Raw genomic sequence first — 21997 nt, 5'->3', positions numbered from 1 at the left:
ACTCCCCTCGCACACGCCGCGGGCCGGACTCCGGTGGGAGTCCGGCCCGGCGCGTGGGTGCCCTGGTCGATGACCTACGCCTTGCGCGCGGTGGCCTTCTTCGCGGTGGTCTTGCGGGCCGTCGACTTCTTGGCCGGCGCCTTCTTCGCGGTGACCTTCTTCGCCGGGGCCTTCTTCGCGGTGGCCTTCTTGGCGGTGGTCTTCTTCGCCGCCGCGGTCTTGGCGGTCGGCGCGGTCTTCTTGGCGGTCGTCTTCTTCGCCGTGGTCTTCTTGGCGGCGGCGGCCGTGGTCTTCTTCGCCGTCGTCTTCTTGGCCGCGGCCTTCTTCGCCGTCGTCTTCTTCGCGGCGGCCTTCTTCACCGTCGCCGCGGCGCCCCCGGTCAGGCTGCCCTTCGGCGCCTTCTTCACGGAGACCTCGCCGCCCCGCGGGAGCTTCTTCGAGCCGCTCACCAGGTCCTTGAAACCCTGACCGGCGCGGAACCGCGGCACGGAGGTCTTCTTGACCCGAACCCGCTCGCCCGTCTGGGGGTTACGGGCGTACCGGGCGGGGCGGTCCACCTTCTCGAAGGACCCGAAGCCGGTGACCGAGACCCGCTCGCCCGCGACGACCGCGCGGACGATGGCGTCCAGAACATGATCGACGGCGTCGGCGGCCTGCTGGCGGCCGCCCACCTTCTCGGCAATCGCTTCTACGAGCTGCGCCTTGTTCACGTCTTCCCCTTCGGAGACATTGCCAGAACGAATGTGTTCAAGCTTTTTCGCACGTTAGGCAGATATATACCGCAAATCAAACACGAAACGGGCTTATCACCCTTGTGCCGCAACAGACTCGGCGTACTCGGGCTGTTCAGCGGTCCTCGCCGGGGATCCGACCCTCGTCGAGGTCCGCGGTGAACCGCTCAAGCCGCCTTGCCGCACCGGCGAGATCGTGCTTGGCCGCAGCCGTAATGACCAGCAGCTTCCGGGTCAGCGCCATCCGTACGCCCTCCGGGACTTGCAGTGCGCGCACTCTTGCGTGCGCTTCCTTGAGCTGGTTCGCGACCGCCGTATAGAGCTGGAGTTGGCCGTCGTGTTCCATGCACAGATTGTGCCATCTGGGGCGAGTTGTCGCCTGCCCAGGGGGCAACTCCCGCCACAAATGGCCTTACAGGCACTTGCGGAAGGCACGATCCTCTGCCTCATCTACCCTCCCAACGCCCTTCATAACACGGGAAGTTGAGAGAACCCCCTGAGTGCCGCGGGTCCGGACGGGCCCCGACATGCCTGTACCCCCGATCGGGGCGATCGGGGGTACAGGCGGGTTCGTTGGGGTGGCCGAAACCCGACCCTCACGGGATCCGGGACAGGCTACCTGCTCAGCCCTGGAGGGTCTGCGGCTTGTGGGAGGGCCGCTTCTCCTCGTACGCGGCGATGTCCGCCTCGTTCCGGAGGGTGATGGAGATGTCGTCCAGGCCGTTCAGCAGGCGCCAGCGGGAGTTCTCGTCCAGCTCGAAGGAGGCGGTGACGCCCTCGGCGCGCACCTCACGGGCCTGGAGGTCCACCGTGATCTCGGCGGTCGGGTCGGCCTCGGTCAGCTCCCACAGCGCGTCCACGATCTTCTGGTCGAGGACCACGGTGAGCAGGCCGTTCTTCAGCGAGTTGCCCCGGAAGATGTCCGCGAAGCGGGCGGAGATCACGGTCTTGAAGCCGTAGTTCTGCAGCGCCCAGACGGCGTGCTCACGGGAGGAGCCGGTGCCGAAGTCGGGGCCGGCGACCAGGACGGTGGCGCCCTGCCGCTCGGGGCGGTTGAGGACGAACTCGGGGTCCTTGCGCCAGGCCTCGAAGAGCCCGTCCTCGAACCCGTCCCGGGTCACCTTCTTGAGCCAGTGGGCGGGGATGATCTGGTCGGTGTCGACGTTGCCGCGGCGCAGCGGGACGGCCCGGCCGGTGTGGGTGGTGAAGGCTTCCATCGTTCTCAGACTCCAGCGGGCGTGCGGTCGTCGGTCAGGTCGGCCGGGGAGGCCAGGTGGCCCAGGACGGCGGTCGCCGCCGCGACCTGCGGCGACACCAGGTGGGTACGCCCGCCCTTGCCCTGCCGGCCCTCGAAGTTGCGGTTGGAGGTGGAGGCGGAGCGCTCGCCCGGGGCCAGCTGGTCCGGGTTCATGCCCAAGCACATCGAGCAGCCCGCGTACCGCCACTCGGCGCCGGCCTCCTTGAAGACCACGTCGAGGCCCTCGGAAGCCGCCTGGAGACCGACCCGCGCGGAGCCGGGCACGACCAGCATCCGTACACCGTCGGCGACTTTGCGGTCCTTCAGGATCCCGGCGACGGCGCGCAGGTCCTCGATCCGGCCGTTGGTGCACGAGCCTACGAAGACGGTGTCCACCTTGATGGACCGCAGCGGCGCTCCGGCCTCCAACCCCATGTATTCCAGGGCCTTTTCGGCGGCCAGGCGCTCCGATGCGTCTTCGTACGAAGCCGGGTCGGGGACGGACGCCGAAAGCGGCGCGCCCTGGCCGGGGTTGGTGCCCCAGGTGACGAACGGGGACAGCGCGGCGGCGTCGATGACGACCTCGGCGTCGAATTCCGCGTCGTCGTCGGTGCGCAGCGTCTTCCAGTACTCGACGGCCGCGTCCCAGTCGGCGCCCTCGGGGGCGTGCGGGCGGCCCTTGAGGTAGGCGAAGGTGGTCTCGTCGGGGGCGATCATGCCCGCGCGGGCGCCGGCCTCGATCGACATGTTGCAGATGGTCATCCGGGCCTCCATCGAGAGCTTCTCGATGGCGGAGCCGCGGTACTCCAGGATGTAGCCCTGGCCGCCGCCGGTACCGATCCTGGCGATGATCGCGAGGATCAGGTCCTTGGCGCTGACGCCGTCGGGCAGTTCGCCGTCGACGGTGATCGCCATGGTCTTCGGGCGGGCCATCGGCAGCGTCTGGGTGGCCAGCACGTGCTCGACCTGCGAGGTGCCGATGCCGAACGCCAGGGCGCCGAACGCGCCGTGCGTGGAGGTGTGGGAGTCGCCGCAGACCACGGTCGTGCCGGGCTGGGTGAGGCCGAGCTGGGGGCCGACCACGTGCACGACGCCCTGCTCGACGTCGCCCAGCGGGTGCAGGCGCACCCCGAACTCGGCGCAGTTCTTGCGCAGCGTCTCCAGCTGGGCGCGCGAGACCGGGTCGGCGATCGGCTTGTCGATGTCGAGGGTCGGGGTGTTGTGGTCCTCGGTCGCGATGGTGAGGTCGAGGCGGCGCACCCGGCGGCCGTTCTGCCGCAGCCCGTCGAAGGCCTGCGGGCTGGTCACCTCGTGCAGCAGGTGCAGATCGATGTAGAGGAGGTCGGGCTCGCCCTCGGCGCGCCGGACGACGTGGTCGTCCCAGACCTTTTCCGCGAGTGTCCTACCCATCGCTTTCCCTCCGGCCGGCATGCATGCACCGGCCCAACTAGAGATCTTGAGGAGGCGGCGCCCGCACCCCTGACTCCGGGCGTCCGCCGCCGCGGGCCCATCGATGGACGGGCCGCCGTGTTCCTCCAGAGTGGCGCGTTCCGCGGAAAATTGAACTTGCGTTTCACAGAGTGAGACGCGAGTATCGTTGCATGGACAACAGTAGCGGCGTCGGCGTTCTGGACAAGGCGGCCCTCGTCCTGAGCGCTCTGGAGTCCGGTCCGGCCACCCTCGCGGGTCTGGTCGGCGCCACCGGACTGGCACGACCCACGGCCCACCGCCTGGCCGTGGCCCTGGAACACCACCGCATGGTGGCACGCGACATGCAGGGCCGATTCATCCTCGGCCCGCGCCTCGCGGAGCTGGCGGCGGCCGCGGGCGAGGACCGCCTGCTCGCGACGGCCGGCCCCGTGCTCACCCACCTCCGCGATGTCACCGGCGAGAGCGCGCAGCTCTACCGGCGCCAGGGCGACATGCGGATCTGCGTGGCCGCGGCGGAGCGGCTGTCCGGCCTGCGGGACACCGTGCCGGTCGGCTCCACGCTCACAATGAAGGCCGGCTCCTCGGCGCAGATCCTGCTCGCCTGGGAGGAGCCCGAGCGGCTGCACCGCGGTCTCCAGGGCGCCCGCTTCACGGCCACGGCCCTGTCGGGCGTACGGCGCCGGGGCTGGGCCCAGTCCATCGGCGAGCGCGAGCCGGGCGTCGCGTCCGTCTCGGCACCGGTGCGCGGCCCCTCCAACCGCGTCGTGGCCGCGGTCTCCGTCTCGGGGCCCATCGAGCGCCTGACCCGCCACCCGGGCCGCATGCACGCCCAGGCCGTCATCGACGCCGCCACCCGCCTCTCCGAGGCCCTGCGCCGCTCCGGCTGAGCCGACGGGGCCGCTCCGCCCCGGCGGGCAGCCGGTCACCCCGTGCCGAGCCCTTGATCCCCCGAGCCCCTGGTGGGCCCGCCCCAACGCCGCGGCGGACCCACCGGGGGCTGTCGATCTCAGCTCGACGGTGCGCCCTTCGCCTCCTCCGGAACTTCCTCGGGCGCGCTTTCCGGCGCCTCCCGCGGCGCGGGCTTCGACCGGTAGGCGAACCGGTCCCGCGCGTACCGCCCCCGCTCCGCCAGCGGCACCTGCCCGTGCGCGGCCGCCAGCCCGAACGCCGGCATGTCCCCGTAGACCGCCTCGTACGAGCCCTCCGGCACCACGTACGTCTCGTGCCAGATGCCGACCTGCCCGCGCAGCCTGCCCGCCCGCTCCATGCGGTTCAGCCGCGCCCAGACCTCGCGGTGGAAGGCGTCCGGTGCCGTGGCATAGGCGTACAGCTTCTCCTTGGACTCCCAGTACTGCACCACGTAGTACGTCCGCGGCGACGCCGTCAGCAGCACCCTCTCGCGCAGCCCGCGCCCCGGGTCCTTCGCCAGCTCGCGCAGCATGCGGAACATCGCCAGCATCACCGGCAGCCACAGATGCACCGCCCAGAAGCGGTTTATCCGCATGCCGATCAGCAGGACGACGACCTCGCCCTTCGCGTCGGCGGTCGTACGGGACACCATGGCTTCCCCCTTCGTCGCGTGCTTGGATAGTGCTCTTATCCAAGGAAGGGCGCAAGACATGCGGCTGGCCGAACTGAGCAGACGCAGCGGTGTCTCCACCGCGACGATCAAGTACTACCTGCGCGAGGGCCTGGTGCCGCCGGGCCGGCAGATCAACACGACCACGGCGGAGTACGACGAGGAGCACCTGCGCCGGCTGCGGCTGGTGCGGGCGATGATCCAGGTCGGCCGCCTGCCGGTGGCGACGGTGCGCGAAGTGCTCGGTCACGTGGACGACGACTCCCTGGGCCGCTCGATCCGCCTGGGCGCGGCCCTGTGGGCGCTGCCGCAGGTGCCGGAGCCGGACGAGGACGACGCGTACGTCCAGGCCGCGCACGAGGAACTCCAGCTTCTGCTGGACCGGCTCGGCTGGGGGAACGCGAAGGCGCTTTCGACGCTCTCCCCCGCGTACCGCTCGCTGGTGGTGGCGGTGGCCGCGTACCGTCGGCTGGGCTACGACTGGGGCGCCGAACAGCTCACGCCGTACGCGGAGTTGATGCACCGGACGGCCGTGCTCGACCTGGACAACATGGAGACGCGTCCGCCGGGGGCGGAGCGGGTCGAGTTCGCGGTGCTGGGGGCGATCCTCAACGAACCGGCGCTGCGGGCGCTGCACCGGCTGGCCCAGGAGGAGGAGACGGCGCGGCGGTACGGCTTCGAGTGAGCCCGGCCGGCACGGCCGCCGGACGCGGCGAAGGCCCCCCACCGGAGTGGAGGGCCTTCCCTGATCTGTACCCCCGACCGGATTCGAACCGGCGCTACCGCCTTGAGAGGGCGGCGTGCTAGGCCGCTACACAACGGGGGCCTGGACACTGCGTTTCCGCAGGTCCGAGCTGGTCTACCTGGACTCGAACCAAGACTAACTGAACCAGAATCAGTCGTGCTGCCAATTACACCATAGACCAATGATGGTTTAGACCAGTCAGTACCCCCGACCGGATTCGAACCGGCGCTACCGCCTTGAGAGGGCGGCGTGCTAGGCCGCTACACAACGGGGGCCCTAGCGATCCCGACAAGATCAGGATCAGTACCCCCGACCGGATTCGAACCGGCGCTACTGCCTTGAGAGGGCAGCGTGCTAGGCCGCTACACAACGGGGGCTTTGCAGATAAGCTCTGCGAGCTGGCCTACCTGGACTCGAACCAAGACTAACTGAACCAGAATCAGTCGTGCTGCCAATTACACCATAGGCCACTGGAACTCAAGCCCCTGCGGGGTCTTCGTTCTAGTTCGCTCCTCCGGGTTCCGGCCTCTCGGCCCGTTCCCCTCGGCGCAGGAAGAACATTACCCGAAGGTGGACGGGGCTCCAAAACGAGTATCCGAGCGGAGCAGCGCGGGGAGTTCGGCCAGGCTGGCGATGCGGTGCACGACGACGTCCCCGGCGGCCCGCGCGGCCACCGTCCCGCGGTCGATCCACACGGCCAGCAGCCCGGCCTCGGCCGCGCCCCGCCCGTCGATCTCCGGGTGGTCGCCGACGTAGGCCACCTCGTGCGGGGCGAGGCCCAGCGTCTCGCAGGCGGCCAGGAAGGCGCCGGGCCGCGGCTTGGAGACGCCCAGCTCGGCGGCGCACAGCACGGACTCGAAGCGGTCCAGGAGGCCGAGGGCGCGCAGCTTGCGCTCCTGGACGGTGATGCTGGAGTTCGACAGCACCGCGTGCCGGTGCGTGCGCGCGAGCGCCTCCAGCGCGGGCAGCACGTCCGGGAACAGCGCCCAGGCGGCCTCGTAGTGCCCCACGTAGCGCTGGAACCAGGCGTCCGCCTCGGCGTCGGCCAGCTCCGCGCCGAGGAACGCGCGGACGCGGTCGAGGCGCTGCTGGTGGAAGTCGCACTCCCCCGCCGCGTACCGCGCCCACTGCCGGTCGGTGATCTCCCGCCACCGGCGCAGCGCCTCCTCCACCGCGCCGTGGCGCCCGAGCAGGCCCTCGGCGACGAGATGCGCCCGCATCCCGCTGCGGTCGGCGCTGGTGTAGTCGAAGAGCGTGTCGTCCACGTCCCAGACCACGGCTCGGATGCTCACGGTTCGAAGGTAACGCCCGTGCGGGGCGGGCGGGCCGGATTCCAGGATCCCGGGGTCCGCGGATGCCGTAGCTTGGTGCCCATGAGCGAGTACCGAATCCAGTTCACCGTCGAGGCCCGCTCGGCCTATGACTCCCTGCCCGGCTCGCGCCAGGCTCAGCTGGACAAGGCCCTGCGGATACTGGCCCGCGATCCGTTCCGCAAGACCTCGACCGCCCAGCTCGGCCCGGACGAGCATCTGCGCAAGGCATACGTGGCCCCGGGAGTGGTGCTGGAGTACATGGTGGCCGGCGCGATCATGGTCATCGTCGTGCTGGAGATCTTCGACGAGAGCGCCTACCTGGTCGACGAGGCCGACGCGCAGTGACAACGTGACAGGGGCGGCACCCGGGGTTCCGGGTGCCGCCCCTGTCGGGTGCGGTGGGCCTTACGCGGTGGGCCTTACGCGGTGAGCTTCGCCAGGGCGGCGTCGATGCGGGCCAGGGTCGTGTCCTTGCCCAGCACCTCCAGGGACTCGAAGAGCGGCAGGCCGACGGTGCGGCCGGTGACGGCGACGCGCACCGGGGCCTGGGCCTTGCCGAGCTTGAGGCCGTGGGCCTCGCCGGCGGCCAGGACGGCCTCCTTGAGGGACTCGGCCGACGTCCAGTCCGCGGCCTGGAGCTTCTCGCGGGCGGTGCGGAGGAGGGCGTCGCTGCCCTCCTTCATGGCCTTGGTCCAGGACGCCTCGTCGAAGACCGGCTCCGGCAGGAACAGGAAGTCGACGTTCTCGGTGATCTCGGAGAGCACCTTCAGGCGGGTCTGGGCGTGCGGGGCGATCGCCTGCCACTTGGCCTCGTCGAAGTCCTCCGGCGCCCAGGGGGCGAACGGGGCCTTCAGCCAGGTGCGGCAGCGCTCGGTGAACTCCTTCACATCCAGCATGCGGATGTGGTCGGCGTTGATCGCCTCGCACTTCTTCAGGTCGAAGCGCGCCGGGTTCGGGTTGACGTCGGAGATCTCGAAGGCCGCGACCATCTCCTCGATCGTGAAGATGTCCTTGTCCGCGGAGAGCGACCAGCCCAGCAGGGACAGGTAGTTGAGCAGTCCCTCGGGCAGGAAGCCGCGCTCGCGGTAGAGGTTCAGCGACGACTGCGGGTCGCGCTTGGACAGCTTCTTGTTGCCCTCGCCCATCACGTACGGCAGGTGCCCGAAGGCCGGGACCTGCTTGGCGATGCCCAGCTCCATCAGCGCCTTGTACAGCGCGACCTGGCGCGGGGTGGAGGAGAGCAGGTCCTCGCCGCGGAGCACGTGCGTGATCTCCATCAGCGCGTCGTCCACCGGGTTGACCAGCGTGTACAGCGGGGCGCCGTTGGCGCGGACGATGCCGTAGTCCGGCACGTTCTCCGGGGTGAAGGTCAGCTCGCCGCGCACCAGGTCGTCGAAAGTGATCGTCTCGTCGGGCATCCGGAAGCGGACGATCGGGGTGCGGCCCTCGGCCTGGTACCGCTCGACCTGCTCGGCGGACAGGTCGCGGCAGTGGCCGTCGTAGCCGGAGGGCCTGCCGGCAGCGCGGGCGGCCTCGCGGCGGGTGTCCAGCTCCTCCTGGGAGCAGTAGCAGTGGTACGCGTACCCGCCGTCGAGGAGCCTCCGCGCGACGTCCGCGTAGATCTCCATGCGCTGCGACTGGCGGTACGGCGCGTGCGGGCCGCCGACCTCGGGGCCCTCGTCCCAGTCGAAGCCGAGCCAGCGCATCGCGTCGAGCAGCTGGTTGTACGACTCCTCGGAGTCGCGGGCCGCGTCGGTGTCCTCGATACGGAAGACCAGGGTGCCCTGGTGGTGCCGGGCGAACGCCCAGTTGAACAGGGCGGTGCGGACCAGGCCCACGTGGGGGTTACCGGTGGGCGAGGGACAGAAACGGACGCGGACGGAGGATGCGGGTGCGCTAGCCACGCTTGACAACCTTGTTGGTGAGAGTGCCGATGCCTTCGATGGTGACGGCGACGTCGTCGCCGACGTTCAGGGGGCCGACCCCTGCGGGGGTGCCGGTGAGGATGACGTCACCGGGCAGCAGCGTCATGGCCTCGGTGATGTTGACGATCAGGTCCTCGATGGGATGGATCATCTCGCTGGTGCGGCCCAGCTGGCGTTGTTCGCCGTTGACGGTGAGCTGCACGGTCAGGTCGTTGGCCCGCGCGAGGTCCAGGTCGGTCTCCACCCAGGGGCCGAGCGGGCAGGAGCTGTCGAAGCCCTTGGCCCTGGCCCACTGCTTCTCGCGGCGCTGGACGTCGCGGGCGGTGACGTCGTTGGCGCAGGTGTAGCCGAAGATCACGTCCTTGACGCGCTCGCGGGGCACCTCGCGGCACATGCGGCCGATGACGACGGCCAGCTCGGCCTCGTGGTGCAGTTCCTCGGAGAACGACGGGTAGCGGATCTCGTCCCCGGGACCGATCACCGAGGTGGACGGCTTGAAGAAGGCGAACGGGGCCTCGGGCACCTCGTTGCCCAGCTCCCGGGCGTGCTCGGCGTAGTTGCGGCCGAACGCCACGACCTTGTTGGGCAGGACCGGCGGGAGCAGCCTGACCTTGCTCAGCGGCACCTTCGTCCCGGACAGCTCGTGGTCGGCGAAGGGAATGCCCTTGATGATGTCGAGGACGAGTTCGTCCTGCTTGTCGCCCTCGACCGCGCCGAAGGCTACGTTCCCGTCGATGGAGAACCTGGCGATGCGCACGGGTGCTTGCGCCCCTCACTGAGAACCGGCGTACTGACGCCCAAGGTTAACCGGTCGGGCGGCCCGGCGTTCGGCCGGGAGCGCATGCAGAGGGGTTTTTCCGGGGCCGTAATGCGCTTAAGGGGAATTCCCGTTTCCGGTGTTTTCGGGGGCGCCCGGGGCCGGATCCCTCGGCACACGCAGGCATCTGACCTGCGAAAACGACGCACCCCCGGGTCCGGCTGCGAGGACCGGGAGGGCTACGGCGCCCGCCGCCGTAGCCGCCGATAAACGCGGCGGGGCGAATGCGGTGGAAAACGTGTGCGGCCCGCCGCCGGGGCCGCCGAAAAGACGAGCGCGGCCCGGAAGATCATCACCGCCGGGTGATCTTCCGGGCCGCGCTCCGGGGTGCCGCGACCGCCGGGGCGGTCACTCGCCGGCGGTGGCCGCCACGGCCTCGGGGAGTTCCATCAGGATGGTGCGCCGGGGGTTGGCCGTCTGGGCGGGGAGTTCGACGGAGGACTGCTCCGGCAGCGCGGGCGTCTGCAGCTCGCCGGCGTCGTCGAGGTGCGCCAGGGTCGTGCGTCGCGGGTTGGCTATCTTGCGGAACATCATCGTCGTCTTCACGGTTGTACGCGTCCTAGTCCTGTGTCGGCGGGTGACAGTGCGGGGTGACAGATACGTCCCTCATGTAAAGCGTCAGGCTAAACATCCGATTCCCTGACCAACTCGCCAACCAGCCATGATGGTTATGTGATTTTGCTCACCAGCCCAGGGGCAAATCGGTCAATTCCGGCCGACAACCCGCCCTAACGAAACGGACATTGGGGCCTGGAAGCCCTTATTCCGCGGCCGATCATGGCGACTGGGACACGTGCCACCGCGCGACGACTCGCAGGGATACGCCCGTTATGGGCGAGATCGACTTCCACGACTGGTGACACGGCGCGCACACCCTGTCACCGTTGTCACAGCTCGGCACACGGCCCTTGTTGGAGATCCTCCACTGTGCTGGAATTCCACGGACCGCCGCGGGATCGAGCCGGCGCGCAGGGGGCGCAACGCAGCGCCGAGTGGCGGCGAGACAAGGGGGAAACCAGCGCCGGTCACTCAAGACCACCGGGGGGCGTTTTCAGGGCGCCTTCCACGACGCCGACACCGTGTTCCTCCGTTCACGCGGAGGGGCGCCTGGTCCAGAGGTTGCGACGCTAGTGCAGGGACGTTTCAAGAGGGATGGCAGCGCTTCGGCGGAGCCGGAGCCGCACGACGGGACTGGCCCCATGAAGGGCAGCGCCTCTCCCCAGCACGCCCAGAACCCGGGCCCGACCCCGCCCGGAGAGGGCCCCGACCACGCGCGCTCTAGCGCGTCGGCCCCCTCTTCCAAGGGCACCGCTTCCGCCAAGGGCTCCGCGAAGCCGGCGGGCGCCCCGTCGGCCGCGAAGTCCGCGTCGGTCCCCACCGGCACCGGCTCGCGCGTGGCCCTGCGCAACTGGCGCATCTCGACCCGTCTGGTCTCGCTGCTCGCGCTGCCCGTGGTCGCGGCGACCACGCTGGGCGGCCTGCGCATCAACGAGAACCTGAACGACATCCAGCAGCTCGACAACATGAAGCTGCTGACGGACATGACCAAGCAGGCCACCGAGCTGGCCGCCGCGCTCCAGGAGGAGCGCGACCAGTCCGCCGGTCCCCTGTCGCACGGGCTCAGCGCGAACGACTACACGGTCAAGGGCTACCAGCAGAAGACCGACCGGGCCCGCACCAACTTCCTCGACGCCTCCGAGCAGATCGACGAGGCCAGCAAGGACGGCCAGCTCCAGGGCGTGCGCGACGCGCTCGTCGGCATCGCCCACCAGCTCGACGACCTGGCCAAGATCCGCCGGTCCGCCTACGACTCCAAGGGCAACTCGACCCAGACCATCGAGTCCTACCACCGGCTGATCACCCAGCTGGTCGACCTGTCGCAGGACATGGCCGAGGCGTCCAGCAACCCGGAGATGATCTCGCGCACCCGCGCCCTGGCGGCCTTCTCCACCGCCAAGGAGTACGCCTCCGTCCAGCGCGCCACCATCGCCGCCTCGCTGCCCTCGACCACGGCCAGCAAGGCCGACCTCTCCGAGAACGACCGCCTCTACGGCGAGTCGGCCTACGAGAGCGAGGTCTCCGAGCTGGCGATCTTCCGCAAGCTCTACGCGAGTTCGAACGCGGAGGAACTGCTCACCCCGATCGACGGGAAGAACAACCCGACGATCCAGTCCGCGGACACCTACGCCAAGCGCGCCTTCGCGCAGCGCAGCGGACTGTCCGACCTGCCCCCGCGCTCGTACCGGGACTGGGTGGACGACAGCTCGACCAAGATCGAGCAGATGAAGAAGATCGAGCACACGCTGCTCGAGGACATGGAGCAGAAGGCCCGCGAGCTCAAGAGCGCCACCCAGCGCGACGCCATCATCTCCGGTGTGCTGATCCTGCTGGTGCTCGGCGTGTCGCTGGTCGGCGCGTTCGTCGTGGCCCGCTCCATGATCCGCTCGCTGCGCCGGCTCCAGGAGACCGCCACCAAGGTCGCCCAGGAACGCCTGCCCGAGCTGGTCAAGCACCTGTCGGAGTCCGACCCGCAGGACGTGGACACCTCCGTGGAGTCGGTCGGTGTGCACTCCCGGGACGAGATCGGCCGGGTGGCCGCGGCCTTCGACGACGTGCACCGCGAGGCGGTCCGCCTCGCCGCCGAGCAGGCCCTGCTGCGGGGCAACGTCAACGCGATGTTCACCAACCTCTCGCGCCGCTCCCAGGGTCTGATCCAGCGTCAGCTTTCGCTCATCTCCGAACTGGAGTCCCGCGAGGCCGACCCGGACCAGCTCTCCTCGCTGTTCAAGCTGGACCACCTCGCCACCCGTATGCGCCGTAACGGCGAGAACCTCCTCGTCCTCGCCGGTGAGGAGCCGGGCCGCCGCTGGACCCGTCCGGTGCCGCTGGTCGACGTGCTCCGCGCCGCCGCGTCCGAGGTGGAGCAGTACGAGCGCATCGAGCTGGCCGCGGTGCCGACGACGGAGGTCGCGGGCCGGGTCGTCAACGACCTCGTGCACCTGCTCGCCGAGCTGCTGGAGAACGCCACCTCGTTCTCCTCCCCGCAGACCAAGGTCAAGGTCACCGGTCACGCGCTGCCCGACGGCCGGGTGCTGATCGAGATCCACGACACCGGCATCGGCCTCTCCCCCGAGGACCTCGCGGCGATCAACGAGCGGCTGGCCTCGCCGCCCACCGTGGACGTCTCCGTCTCCCGCCGCATGGGTCTGTTCGTGGTCGGCCGGCTCTCCCAGCGGCACGGCATCCGCATCCAGCTTCGCCCGTCCGACTCCGGTGGCACGACCGCGCTGGTCATGCTGCCCGTGGACGTCGCCCAGGGCGGCAAGAAGGCTCCCGGCAAGCCCGGTGGTCCCGGCAGCGGCGGTCCGGCCGCCGCGCAGGCGGCCGCCGGTGCGGCCGCGGCCCGCCGCGGCGCGGGCAACGCCGGTGGTCCCGGCGGCGGTCTGCTCGGGTCCGGCGGTGGCCCGCGCGGCCAGGTCGGGACCGGCCAGGGTCCCCGGGCCGCGCTGCCCGGCGCGGGTCAGGGCGGCGGCCGTCCCGGCGCGCCCGGTGGCGCGCGCGGTCCGCAGCGGGGTGCCCCCGGCGGCTTCGGTGCCCAGGCGCCGAACGCCCCGCAGGGCCTCCAGGGCGCGAACCCGGCCGCGCCGCAGGGGCTCCAGGCCGCCAACCCGGCCGGGCCCCAGCAGGATCTCTTCGGCGGCCGTGGCACGCAGCGCGGCGCCGACCAGGGCCAGCAGCCCCAGCTGTCGCCGCGCGGCGGCCCGCGGGCCGAGCTGCCCGGCGGTGACTCCCGGCGCGCCCAGGACTGGAACGACGGGCGGGCCGCCCTCGACACCCCGCGCGGCCATGACGAGCGGGACCCGTCGGGGACCGCGCCGATGGCGCCGGTCGACGACCGGCAGGGCCCGGGTTCAACGGCGGAGATGCCGCGGATCGACCCGCACGGTCCCGCCCCCACGGGCGGGTTCACGCGCCCCGAGCTGCCCGGTTCCCAGGGCACGGGCCAGTACGCCCGCCCGGAACTCCCGCAGCAGACCGGGCAGTTCGCCCTGCCCGACACCACGGGTCAGTACCAGCGCCCGGACGCCCCGCAGCAGACGGGTCAGTTCGCCCGGCCCGAATCCCCGCAGGACACCGGCCAGTTCACGCGGCCCGACACCACGGGTCAGTACCAGCGCCCGGACGCCGCCCAGCAGACCGGCCAGTTCCAGCGGCCCGAGACGCCGCAGCACACCGGCCAGTTCCCGCAGGCCGACGCGGGCCGCCACACCGGCCAGTTCCCGCAGGCCGAACTCCCGCAGCAGACCGGGCAGTTCCAGCGGCCTGACGCGGGCCAGCAGACCGGGCAGTTCCAGCGCCCCGACGCGGGCCAGCAGAGCGGCCAGTTCCAGCGGCCCGACGCGGCGCAGCCGCCGCAGCGGTACGACGCTCCGGCCGGGCAGCAGGACAGCGGTTCGTTCGTGCGCTCCGACATATTCGGCACGCCCGCGCGGCAGGACGAGCCCGCCCAGGACACCGGCCGGTACGCGGCTCCGGGCGCCTACGACAACGGCGGCGCCGGACAGCAGGCGCTGCCCGGCCGCCCCGACCCGGCGCACACCGGGCAGTACGAGCGCCCGCGGCCGCCCGCCCGTGACGACTTCGGCGCCCCGCGCCCGCAGTCCCCGCAGCAGGCCCCGGCCCACCAGCAGGGTCCGGCGCGCGGTCCGGAGGCGCTGCCGCCGGCCGCCGGACCCGGTGACGGCCGTACCCCGCTGTTCGACACGCTGGAGACCAACTGGTTCCACGGCGCCGGCGGCCAGCAGCAGAACGCGCCCGCGGAGCAGCAGCCCCAGGGCGCGCAGCGCGACGCGGCCGCCACCGGCTCGTGGCGTGCCTCGCCGAACGACGAACTCGTCCGGCAGGCCGAGCGGGTGCGCCAGCCTGCCGCGGGCGGCGTCACCACCTCCGGCCTGCCGCGCCGGGTGCCCCGGGCGAACCTCGTGCCGGGCACGGCTCAGCAGCAACAGCACCAGGCTGGTCCGCAGGTCTCCCGTGCGCCCGACGACGTACGCGGCCGGCTGACCAATCTCCGTCGGGGCATCGCACAGGGCCGGCAGGCCGGCAGCGGCCAGACCGGCAGCTACCCGAGCCCCACTCACCAGCAGGAGCGTTAGTTGAGTCCGATGAGCCAGGCGGCACAGAACCTGAACTGGTTGATCACCAACTTCGTGGACAACACCCCTGGGGTGTCCCACACGGTGGTGGTCTCCGCCGACGGCCTGCTGCTGGCGATGTCCGAGGGCTTCCCGCGCGACCGCGCGGACCAGCTCGCGGCCGTCGCCTCCGGCCTGACCTCGCTGACGGCCGGGGCCTCCAGGATCTTCGAGGGCGGCACCGTGGCCCAGACGGTCGTGGAGATGGAGCGGGGATTCCTCTTCCTGATGTCCGTCTCGGACGGGTCCTCCCTCGCGGTACTGGCCCACCCCGAGTGCGACATCGGCCTGGTCGGCTACGAGATGGCACTGCTCGTCGACCGCGCGGGGGCGGTACTGACCCCGGACCTGCGCGCCGAACTACAGGGCAGTCTGCTCCACTGACCGGCCCCGGCACCACAGATCTCACCAAAACACCGTCCGGCCGCCACAAACCCCCCACCGGCCCCGTCAGACGGCTTGACTGACCGACTTGCTGTCCCGCCCGGAGGATCCATGACCCCGCCCACCGCCCATCACGATCCGTATGCGGAACCGTACGGGGACGAGGGCGACCAGCCGCTGGTGCGGCCGTACGCGATGACCGGCGGCCGCACCCGGCCGCGCTACCAGCTCGCCATCGAGGCGCTGATCAGCACCACGGCCGACCCGGCGGCGCTCATGGGGCTGCTCCCGGAGCACCAGCGCATCTGCCACCTGTGCCGTGAGGTCAAGTCGGTGGCCGAGGTCTCGGCGCTGCTGAACATGCCGCTGGGAGTGGCCCGGATCCTGGTCGCCGACCTCGCCGAGGCGGGCCTGGTCGCGATCCATCAGCCGGGTGGGGACGAGAACAACGGCGGCGCACCGGACGTGACGCTGCTCGAAAGGGTGCTCAGTGGACTTCGCAAGCTCTGACGCGGGACGGGCCACCACCTCGGCGAAGATCGTGGTGGCGGGCGGCTTCGGCGTGGGCAAGACCACGTTCGTCGGCGCCGTCTCGGAGATCAACCCGCTGCGCACCGAGGCCGTCATGACCTCGGCGTCGGCCGGCATCGACGACCTGACCCACACCGGGGACAAGACCACCACCACGGTGGCCATGGACTTCGGCCGCATCACCCTGGACCAGGACCTCATCCTGTACCTCTTCGGTACGCCGGGTCAGGACCGCTTCTGGTTCATGTGGGACGACCTCGTACGCGGCGCCATCGGCGCCGTCGTCCTCGTCGACACCCGCAGGCTCGCCGACTGCTTCCCGGCCGTCGACTACTTCGAGAACAGCGGCCTGCCGTTCGTCATCGCCCTCAACGGCTTCGACGGTCATCAGCCGTACACGCCGGACGAGGTGCGCGAGGCGCTCCAGATCGGGCCCGACACCCCGATCATCACCACCGACGCCCGGCACCGGGCCGACGCGAAGAGCGCGCTGATCACGCTGGTGGAGCACGCGCTGATGGCGCGGCTGCGGTAACACTCAAGTGCGACGTCCCGTACGGCAGTTGCCGTACGGGACGGGCGCGGGGCCGGGTGGCGGCGACTGTGGCCTTTGACACGGTGGGCCGCGGTGTTCATAACAGTTCGGCAGAGGAATCGCCCGAGTTCACCACGCGACGCGGTCACCCGATGCCGCTGCGCGCACGATTGCCCCGTCTTTTGGCGGGGCTCGCTCTTTATGACCGTTTTATCTGCGGTCGGCGGCCGAGCCGTCACAGAGTTTCCACTGTTTGGAAGTGCGCTGGTCCGCGTGCTGGAATGCCTGAACTGCCCCATGGTCAAAGACGTACAGCGTCGTCGTTGGCGAAACGGGCTCTGAAAGACTGCGGCACGACGTAGGTGCCGACCGCCGAGAGGTTGTTGGTCGAGTGAGGCGAAGCAAGAGCGGTCCCGAGCCGTCGGCGCGGGGTAACTTCACCCCGCCGTCGCGCGCTGCGGCGCCCGCCCCGGTGCCCGGTGCCCAGCCGGCGGACACTCCCGCGCCGGGCGGCGGCCGTTTCTCCCCGCGCAACTGGCGGGTGCCCACCCGACTGAACGCGATCCTGCTGATACCCGCCGCCGTCGGTCTCGTCATGGGCGGCATCCAGGTGAACAGCTCGATCGAGACCTGGCAGCAGGCCCGCGACGCCGAGAACACCGCCCGGCTGGTGCGCGCCGCCCTGGTCTACGCGGACGCGGTGGAGAACGAGCGCGACATCACCGCCGAGCCGCTCCTGCTGAACAAGACGGACGCCAAGAGCAAGGCGACGATCGCCGACGCGCGCAAGGCCACCGACGAGGCCGCCGCGGACTTCGACCGGGCGACGAAGAGCATGCCGCACACGCCCAGTCTGGAGCGCCGGCTGAAGCTGTTCCGCAAGGCCGAGCCCGAGATCCAGGAACTGCGCAAGACCGCCTACACCTCCAGGCTCACCGGCGTGCAGACCGAGGAGCGCTACGTCGAGGTCGCCCACCCGCTCTCCGACTTCTCCAACGAACTCGGTCTGGGCACCGGCAACATCACGTCGTACGGCCGCACCATCTACGCCATGTCGCTGGCCAAGGCGGCGCTGTCGCTGGAGCGTTCCATCGGCACGCACCTGCTGGTCAAGCCGGGCCCGGACGCGCCGAACCTCTCCACCCAGCGGGTCTCGCTGGCCTCGTACGCCTACCTTGAGCGCATCGCGGTCGAGGAGTACCAGGGCGGTGGCACCGCGGCCGACTCGCAGGTGCTGGCCGACGCGCAGAAGAAGATCCTGGCGGACGCCAAGTCCGAGGCCGCGCAGGCCAAGCGGAGCAACCCGAACTACGTGCCCCCGCCGGCCAACCCGAACACCATGGTCTCGGAGCTGGCCACCCTGAAGGACACCAGCCCGGCCTCCCGTGACGTGCTCGCCGCGGGCGGCGTCACCGCCGACAACTGGTTCGCGGTCAACACGCTGAAGTACAAGGCGTACCGCACGATCGAGTCGGACATGGCCGACAAGGCGCTGAACGAGGCGTCCGGCATCGCCGACGACGCCCGGACGTCCGCGATCATCACCGGTGCCGCCGTGCTGCTCGCCCTGCTGCTCGCCTTCTTCCTGGCCGGTGCGGTCGCCCGGCAGATGAGCCGCTCGATGCGCCGGCTGCGCAACGCCGCCTTCGGCATCGCCGAGCAGGGCCTGCCGATGCTGGTCGACCAGTTGTCGCGCACCGACCCCGGCCGGGTCGACACCCGGGTGGCCCCGATCCCGATCCACACCAAGGACGAGATCGGCGAGGTCGCCCGCGCCTTCGACCAGGTGCACCGCGAGGCGGTCCGGCTCGCCTCCGAGCAGGCCCTGCTGCGGGGCAACATCAACGCGATCTTCACCAACCTCTCGCGCCGCAACCAGTCGCTGATCGAGGGCCAGCTGACCCTGATCACCGACCTGGAGAACAACGAGGCCGACCCGGACCAGCTGGAGAACCTCTTCAAGCTGGACCACCTGGCCACCCGTATGCGCCGCAACGGCGAGAACCTCCTGGTCCTCGCGGGCGAGGAGCCCGGCCGCCGCTGGGACCAGCCGGTCCCGCTGGTGGACGTGCTGCGCGCCGCCTCCTCCGAGGTGGAGCAGTACGAGCGCATCGAGCTGTCCGGGGTGCCGGAGGCCGAGATCCACGGCCGTGCCGTCACCGACCTCGTGCACCTGCTCGCCGAGCTGCTGGAGAACGCCACGACGTTCTCCTCGCCGCAGACCAAGGTCAGGGTCACCGCGACCCGGCTGCCCGACGGCCGCGTCATGGTCGAGATCCACGACAAGGGCATCGGTCTGACCGCCGAGGACTTCGCGGACATCAACCACAAGCTGGCCAACCCGCCGACCGTGGACGCCGCGATCTCCCAGCGCATGGGCCTGTTCGTGGTCGGCCGGCTGTCCGACCGGCACGGCATCCGGGTCCAGCTCCGCCCCTCGGGCGAGCAGGCGGGCACCACCTCCCTGGTCATGCTGCCGGACGCGATCACACACGGCGGTGGCGGCGACACCGCGCTGGACCGCGAGGAGTTCACGGTCTCGCAGATCATCCCGGAGCAGCAGTTCCGGGCGGAGCACACGGACGCGCAGCCGCTGCGCACCGCGGCCGAACTCGGCTTCGACGACAGCCAGTACACCGAGATCCCCGACGACCTCCGCGATCTGGACCCGGTCGGCCGCTCCCTGCTCCGCGAGGAGCGCCGGGCCGCCCTGGAGGCGCAGGCCCACGGCCAGCAGCCGGCCGAGCCGCGGCACGACACCGCGGAGACCTATGCGGAACCGCTCTTCGACGGCCAGAGCACCGGTTACCACGAGCAGCCGCAGCAGCCTCAGCAGCAGTCGTACGAGGAGAGCGCGTACCAGGAGCAGGCGTACCAGGAGCCGTACACGGAGACGCCGTCCGCCTCCTACGAGCAGTCGTACGACGGCCAGTTCTACCCCCAGAACGGCGAAGTGCCGGGCGCGGAGGGCTACTCGGCGGGCGGCGGTTACGCCCAGGGCGGCTATGCGGAGCCCGCCTACCAGGGTGACTGGCAGCAGCAGAACGCTTATCAGAACGGTTACCCGGCCCATTACGCTCCGGAAACGGAATCCGCGCCGGCCGACGCGAGTGAGCAGAACCGCGTAGGCTTCGACAGTCCGGGAGCGGCCGCACCGGCGGCGCACGCGCTGACCGACGCCGGGCTGCCCCGCCGGGGCTCCGCCACGGGCGGTTTTGAGGACGCGGGCCCCGCGCGGCAGGAGACGCCGGCTTCGGCACCGGGGAACAACGGTGACGGCGACTGGCGTTCGGCGAACGACGAGCGCTGGCAGCAGGCTTCCCAGCTGCGCAAGCCCAAGGCAGGCGGGGTCACCGCCTCCGGGCTGCCGCGGCGGGTGCCCAAGGCCAACCTGGTCGAGGGCAGCGCCGAGACCACCCCTCAGGGAGGCCCCCAGGTCTCCCGCGCCCCGGAGGACGTCCGGGGCAGGCTGAGCAACCTGCGCCGGGGCGTCCAGCGCGGACGCGGCGCAGGCAGTGAAACGAACGGCCAGGCCACTGGGAATCAACACAGTGGTCCTGACAGCACCTACAACCAGGAGCGTTAGTGTGAGCCCGATGAGCCAGGCGGCACAGAACCTGAACTGGTTGATCACCAACTTCGTGGACAACACCCCGGGGGTGTCCCACACCGTGGTGGTCTCCGCCGACGGACTCCTTCTGGCGATGTCCGAAGGGTTCCCCCGTGACCGCGCCGACCAGCTCGCGGCCGTCGCCTCCGGTCTGACCTCGCTGACCGCCGGTGCCTCGCGCATCTTCGAGGGCGGCAGCGTCAACCAGACGGTTGTGGAGATGGAGCGGGGATTCCTCTTCCTGATGTCCATCTCGGACGGATCGTCCCTCGCGGTCCTGGCCCACCCGGAAGCGGACATCGGCCTCATCGGGTACGAGATGGCCCTGCTGGTGGACCGGGCGGGCACGGTCCTCACCCCGGATCTCCGCGCGGAGCTCCAGGGCAGCCTTCTCAACTAGTAATCGGACGGTGCGTATTCGTGTCCCGGGGCCGTAAGGTTTCGGGACGCGGCTCCACACGGATGGGTGCCCGACGCAGTCGGAGGAGGAGAAAGTGGCAACACCCCCAGGAGGTTCGCCCTCGGGCAATTGGTCGTACGGCCCTGCCCAGGGCCACGGCGACGGCTCGGCGAACCCGTACGAATTCCCCTCCGCACCCCAGCACCGGCAGCCGTACGCCCCGCAGGGCCCCGGCCCCTCGCCGTACGACCAGCCGCCGGCCCCGCGTATCCAGCCGGTCCAGCCGCAGCGCCGCCCCGAGCCGGCGCCCGCGGCCGCGAACAACCCCCTGGTGCGTCCGTACGCCATGACCGGCGGCCGGACCCGCCCGCGCTACCAGCTCGCCATCGAGGCACTGGTGCACACCACCGCTGCTCCGCACCAGATGCAGGGCCAACTGCCCGAGCATCAGCGGATCTGCAATCTGTGCCGGGAGATCAAGTCGGTGGCCGAGGTCTCGGCCCTGCTGACGATCCCCCTCGGCGTGGCCAGGATCCTCGTCGCCGACTTGGCGGAGGCGGGCCTGGTCGCCATCCATCAGCCCGGCGGCGACGAGAACGCCGGTGGCCAGCCAGACGTGACACTGCTCGAAAGGGTGCTCAGTGGACTTCGCAAGCTCTAGCGGAGGGCCGGTTTCTCAGAGTCGCTCCACCACCTCCGCGAAGATCGTGGTGGCGGGCGGCTTCGGCGTGGGCAAGACCACGTTCGTCGGCGCCGTCTCGGAGATCAACCCGCTGCGCACAGAGGCCGTCATGACGTCCGCGTCGGCCGGCATCGACGACCTCACCCACACCGGGGACAAGACCACCACCACGGTGGCCATGGACTTCGGCCGCATCACCCTGGACCAGGACCTCATCCTGTACCTCTTCGGTACGCCGGGTCAGGACCGCTTCTGGTTCATGTGGGACGACCTCGTACGCGGCGCCATCGGCGCCGTCGTCCTCGTCGACACCCGCAGGCTCGCCGACTGCTTCCCGGCCGTCGACTACTTCGAGAACAGCGGCCTGCCGTTCGTCATCGCCCTCAACGGCTTCGACGGCAACCAGCCCTACAACCCGGACGAGGTGCGCGAGGCGCTCCAGATCGGGCCCGACACCCCGATCATCACCACCGACGCCCGGCACCGCGCCGACGCGAAGTCGACGCTCATCACGCTGGTGGAGCACGCGCTGATGGCGCGACTGCGCTGAGCTCCAGGGCCTTTCCGATGGAGAGGCCCCAGCTCCGCGCCCCTGACGGGGCGCATGAAGAAGGGCCCCTCCTGGAGGGGCCCTTCTTCATGTCCGCTCGGTTCAGCCGTGCCAGCTGTGCGGGGCGCGGAAGCCGGGCTCGCGGTCCAGGCGGCGCCAGCCGGCCTTGGGGTGGGAGCGGTGGCGGGTGGGCTCGGGGCGGGCCGCGGCGCGGGCGAGCAGGACGGCCGTGATGGCGGCGACCTCCTCGGGGTCGGCGTGGCCCTTCTCGACGCGGATGTCGGCAGTGCTCATGGGTGCAGGGCTCATGGGTGTGAGTCTCCGTAAGAGAG

At 70.7% G+C, this 21997-nt stretch carries 21 protein-coding genes and 5 tRNA genes; 11 read left to right on the top strand and 15 right to left on the bottom strand.

Translation table 11 applies throughout. From position 1 onward, the window contains the following. Positions 1 to 74: 74 nt before the first annotated feature. The 4 genes from AB0927_RS06865 to leuC form a co-directional block, all read right to left on the bottom strand. A complete protein-coding gene (locus AB0927_RS06865; RefSeq protein WP_366666473.1) occupies positions 75 to 710 on the bottom strand; it encodes an HU family DNA-binding protein in 636 nt (211 codons plus the stop codon). A gap of 136 nt (positions 711 to 846) precedes the next feature. Continuing rightward, entirely contained in the window at positions 847 to 1077 is a 231-nt protein-coding gene (locus AB0927_RS06860) for a hypothetical protein (RefSeq protein ID WP_366666472.1), read from the bottom strand. 277 nt (positions 1078 to 1354) lie between these two features. Further along, the gene (gene leuD, locus AB0927_RS06855) at positions 1355 to 1948 is read right to left on the bottom strand and encodes a 3-isopropylmalate dehydratase small subunit (protein WP_366666471.1); all 594 of its coding nucleotides are present in this window, start codon (positions 1946 to 1948) and stop codon (positions 1355 to 1357) included. Positions 1949 to 1953: 5 nt separating this feature from the next. Further along, positions 1954 to 3378 (bottom strand): 3-isopropylmalate dehydratase large subunit, encoded by a 1425-nt coding sequence (gene leuC, locus AB0927_RS06850; protein WP_366666470.1) that lies wholly within the window; start codon positions 3376 to 3378, stop codon positions 1954 to 1956. 191 nt (positions 3379 to 3569) lie between these two features. On the opposite strand from leuC, the gene ndgR reads away from it, so the two are divergent. Beyond that, the gene (gene ndgR / locus AB0927_RS06845) at positions 3570 to 4286 is read left to right on the top strand and encodes an IclR family transcriptional regulator NdgR (protein WP_030649197.1); all 717 of its coding nucleotides are present in this window, start codon (positions 3570 to 3572) and stop codon (positions 4284 to 4286) included. 119 nt (positions 4287 to 4405) lie between these two features. Here the strand turns inward: ndgR and AB0927_RS06840 are convergent, their stop codons facing one another. Continuing rightward, entirely contained in the window at positions 4406 to 4960 is a 555-nt protein-coding gene (locus tag AB0927_RS06840; RefSeq protein ID WP_366666468.1) for a DUF4188 domain-containing protein, read from the bottom strand. A 58-nt stretch (positions 4961 to 5018) separates the two neighbouring features. Here AB0927_RS06840 and AB0927_RS06835 point away from each other — a divergent pair, with 58 nt between their 5' ends. Further along, on the top strand, positions 5019 to 5663 hold the full coding sequence (locus AB0927_RS06835; RefSeq protein WP_366666467.1) for a MerR family transcriptional regulator: 645 nt from the start codon (positions 5019 to 5021) through the stop codon (positions 5661 to 5663). Positions 5664 to 5731: 68 nt separating this feature from the next. Here AB0927_RS06835 and AB0927_RS06830 read toward each other — a convergent pair. The 6 genes from AB0927_RS06830 to AB0927_RS06805 all read right to left on the bottom strand — a co-directional run bounded on the left by AB0927_RS06830 (position 5732) and on the right by AB0927_RS06805 (position 7015). Further along, positions 5732 to 5804, bottom strand: a tRNA-Glu gene (locus AB0927_RS06830). 28 nt (positions 5805 to 5832) lie between these two features. Next, positions 5833 to 5904: transfer RNA gene (locus AB0927_RS06825), tRNA-Gln, on the bottom strand. Between the two features lie 21 nt (positions 5905 to 5925). Beyond that, positions 5926 to 5998, bottom strand: a tRNA-Glu gene (locus tag AB0927_RS06820). A 29-nt stretch (positions 5999 to 6027) separates the two neighbouring features. Further along, positions 6028 to 6100, bottom strand: a tRNA-Glu gene (locus AB0927_RS06815). A 21-nt stretch (positions 6101 to 6121) separates the two neighbouring features. Next, positions 6122 to 6193: transfer RNA gene (locus tag AB0927_RS06810), tRNA-Gln, on the bottom strand. A gap of 90 nt (positions 6194 to 6283) precedes the next feature. Further along, complete coding sequence (locus tag AB0927_RS06805; RefSeq protein WP_366666466.1) at positions 6284 to 7015, bottom strand: HAD family hydrolase; 732 nt, start codon at positions 7013 to 7015, stop codon at positions 6284 to 6286. 81 nt (positions 7016 to 7096) lie between these two features. Here AB0927_RS06805 and AB0927_RS06800 point away from each other — a divergent pair, with 81 nt between their 5' ends. Then, positions 7097 to 7381, top strand: coding sequence for a type II toxin-antitoxin system RelE/ParE family toxin (locus AB0927_RS06800; RefSeq protein ID WP_086806473.1), 285 nt, complete (start codon positions 7097 to 7099; stop codon positions 7379 to 7381). Between the two features lie 74 nt (positions 7382 to 7455). Here AB0927_RS06800 and gltX read toward each other — a convergent pair whose 3' ends face one another. From gltX to AB0927_RS06785, 3 genes are all read right to left on the bottom strand, one after another. Beyond that, positions 7456 to 8940, bottom strand: coding sequence for a glutamate--tRNA ligase (gltX, locus tag AB0927_RS06795; protein ID WP_366666465.1), 1485 nt, complete (start codon positions 8938 to 8940; stop codon positions 7456 to 7458). Further along, positions 8933 to 9718, bottom strand: a complete 786-nt coding sequence (locus tag AB0927_RS06790) for a fumarylacetoacetate hydrolase family protein (RefSeq protein ID WP_366666464.1) — start codon at positions 9716 to 9718, stop codon at positions 8933 to 8935. Before AB0927_RS06790 ends, gltX begins: the two co-directional genes overlap by 8 nt. 408 nt (positions 9719 to 10126) lie before the next feature. Beyond that, a complete protein-coding gene (locus AB0927_RS06785) occupies positions 10127 to 10324 on the bottom strand; it encodes a hypothetical protein (RefSeq protein WP_366666463.1) in 198 nt (65 codons plus the stop codon). A gap of 584 nt (positions 10325 to 10908) precedes the next feature. Here AB0927_RS06785 and AB0927_RS06780 point away from each other — a divergent pair. The 8 genes from AB0927_RS06780 (at position 10909) to AB0927_RS06745 (ending at position 21665) form a co-directional block, all read left to right on the top strand. Beyond that, a complete protein-coding gene (locus tag AB0927_RS06780; protein ID WP_366666462.1) occupies positions 10909 to 14934 on the top strand; it encodes a nitrate- and nitrite sensing domain-containing protein in 4026 nt (1341 codons plus the stop codon). Positions 14935 to 14943: 9 nt separating this feature from the next. Beyond that, positions 14944 to 15357, top strand: coding sequence for a roadblock/LC7 domain-containing protein (locus AB0927_RS06775; RefSeq protein ID WP_023546525.1), 414 nt, complete (start codon positions 14944 to 14946; stop codon positions 15355 to 15357). Between the two features lie 111 nt (positions 15358 to 15468). After that, the gene (locus AB0927_RS06770) at positions 15469 to 15867 is read left to right on the top strand and encodes a DUF742 domain-containing protein (protein WP_037654659.1); all 399 of its coding nucleotides are present in this window, start codon (positions 15469 to 15471) and stop codon (positions 15865 to 15867) included. Continuing rightward, positions 15848 to 16423, top strand: coding sequence for an ATP/GTP-binding protein (locus tag AB0927_RS06765; RefSeq protein WP_085566720.1), 576 nt, complete (start codon positions 15848 to 15850; stop codon positions 16421 to 16423). The genes AB0927_RS06770 and AB0927_RS06765 overlap by 20 nt, the downstream gene beginning before the upstream one ends. A gap of 391 nt (positions 16424 to 16814) precedes the next feature. Beyond that, a complete protein-coding gene (locus AB0927_RS06760; protein ID WP_366666461.1) occupies positions 16815 to 20009 on the top strand; it encodes a nitrate- and nitrite sensing domain-containing protein in 3195 nt (1064 codons plus the stop codon). A gap of 10 nt (positions 20010 to 20019) precedes the next feature. Beyond that, the gene (locus tag AB0927_RS06755) at positions 20020 to 20433 is read left to right on the top strand and encodes a roadblock/LC7 domain-containing protein (RefSeq protein ID WP_030948713.1); all 414 of its coding nucleotides are present in this window, start codon (positions 20020 to 20022) and stop codon (positions 20431 to 20433) included. 94 nt (positions 20434 to 20527) lie between these two features. Continuing rightward, positions 20528 to 21094, top strand: a complete 567-nt coding sequence (locus AB0927_RS06750; protein ID WP_366666460.1) for a DUF742 domain-containing protein — start codon at positions 20528 to 20530, stop codon at positions 21092 to 21094. Beyond that, positions 21075 to 21665, top strand: a complete 591-nt coding sequence (locus AB0927_RS06745; protein WP_085566719.1) for an ATP/GTP-binding protein — start codon at positions 21075 to 21077, stop codon at positions 21663 to 21665. Before AB0927_RS06750 ends, AB0927_RS06745 begins: the two co-directional genes overlap by 20 nt. Positions 21666 to 21767: 102 nt before the next feature. Here the strand turns inward: AB0927_RS06745 and AB0927_RS06740 are convergent, their stop codons facing one another. Continuing rightward, positions 21768 to 21959 carry an acyl-CoA carboxylase subunit epsilon gene (locus tag AB0927_RS06740; protein WP_366666620.1) on the bottom strand — a complete coding sequence of 64 codons (192 nt, stop codon included), beginning with the start codon at positions 21957 to 21959 and terminating at the stop codon, positions 21768 to 21770. Positions 21960 to 21997: the final 38 nt, after the last annotated feature.

Origin of the sequence: Streptomyces sp. NPDC048106 (assembly GCF_040706415.1) — a bacterium.
Lineage (GTDB): Bacteria > Actinomycetota > Actinomycetes > Streptomycetales > Streptomycetaceae > Streptomyces.
The sequence above is the reverse complement of the archived record's forward strand: the minus strand, read 5'-3'. Positions and strand labels throughout refer to the sequence as shown.

What these genes read in the sequence shown, in the direction of transcription:
- AB0927_RS06860 (WP_366666472.1), bottom strand. Translation starts at nt 1,077, where the DNA reads ATGGAACACGACGGCCAACTCCAGCTCTATACGGCGGTCGCGAACCAG.
- leuD (WP_366666471.1), bottom strand. Translation starts at nt 1,948, where the DNA reads ATGGAAGCCTTCACCACCCACACCGGCCGGGCCGTCCCGCTGCGCCGC.
- leuC (WP_366666470.1), bottom strand. Translation starts at nt 3,378, where the DNA reads ATGGGTAGGACACTCGCGGAAAAGGTCTGGGACGACCACGTCGTCCGG.
- ndgR (WP_030649197.1), top strand. Translation starts at nt 3,570, where the DNA reads ATGGACAACAGTAGCGGCGTCGGCGTTCTGGACAAGGCGGCCCTCGTC.
- AB0927_RS06840 (WP_366666468.1), bottom strand. Translation starts at nt 4,960, where the DNA reads ATGGTGTCCCGTACGACCGCCGACGCGAAGGGCGAGGTCGTCGTCCTG.
- AB0927_RS06835 (WP_366666467.1), top strand. Translation starts at nt 5,019, where the DNA reads ATGCGGCTGGCCGAACTGAGCAGACGCAGCGGTGTCTCCACCGCGACG.
- AB0927_RS06800 (WP_086806473.1), top strand. Translation starts at nt 7,097, where the DNA reads ATGAGCGAGTACCGAATCCAGTTCACCGTCGAGGCCCGCTCGGCCTAT.
- AB0927_RS06775 (WP_023546525.1), top strand. Translation starts at nt 14,944, where the DNA reads ATGAGCCAGGCGGCACAGAACCTGAACTGGTTGATCACCAACTTCGTG.
- AB0927_RS06770 (WP_037654659.1), top strand. Translation starts at nt 15,469, where the DNA reads ATGACCCCGCCCACCGCCCATCACGATCCGTATGCGGAACCGTACGGG.
- AB0927_RS06755 (WP_030948713.1), top strand. Translation starts at nt 20,020, where the DNA reads ATGAGCCAGGCGGCACAGAACCTGAACTGGTTGATCACCAACTTCGTG.
- AB0927_RS06740 (WP_366666620.1), bottom strand. Translation starts at nt 21,959, where the DNA reads ATGAGCACTGCCGACATCCGCGTCGAGAAGGGCCACGCCGACCCCGAG.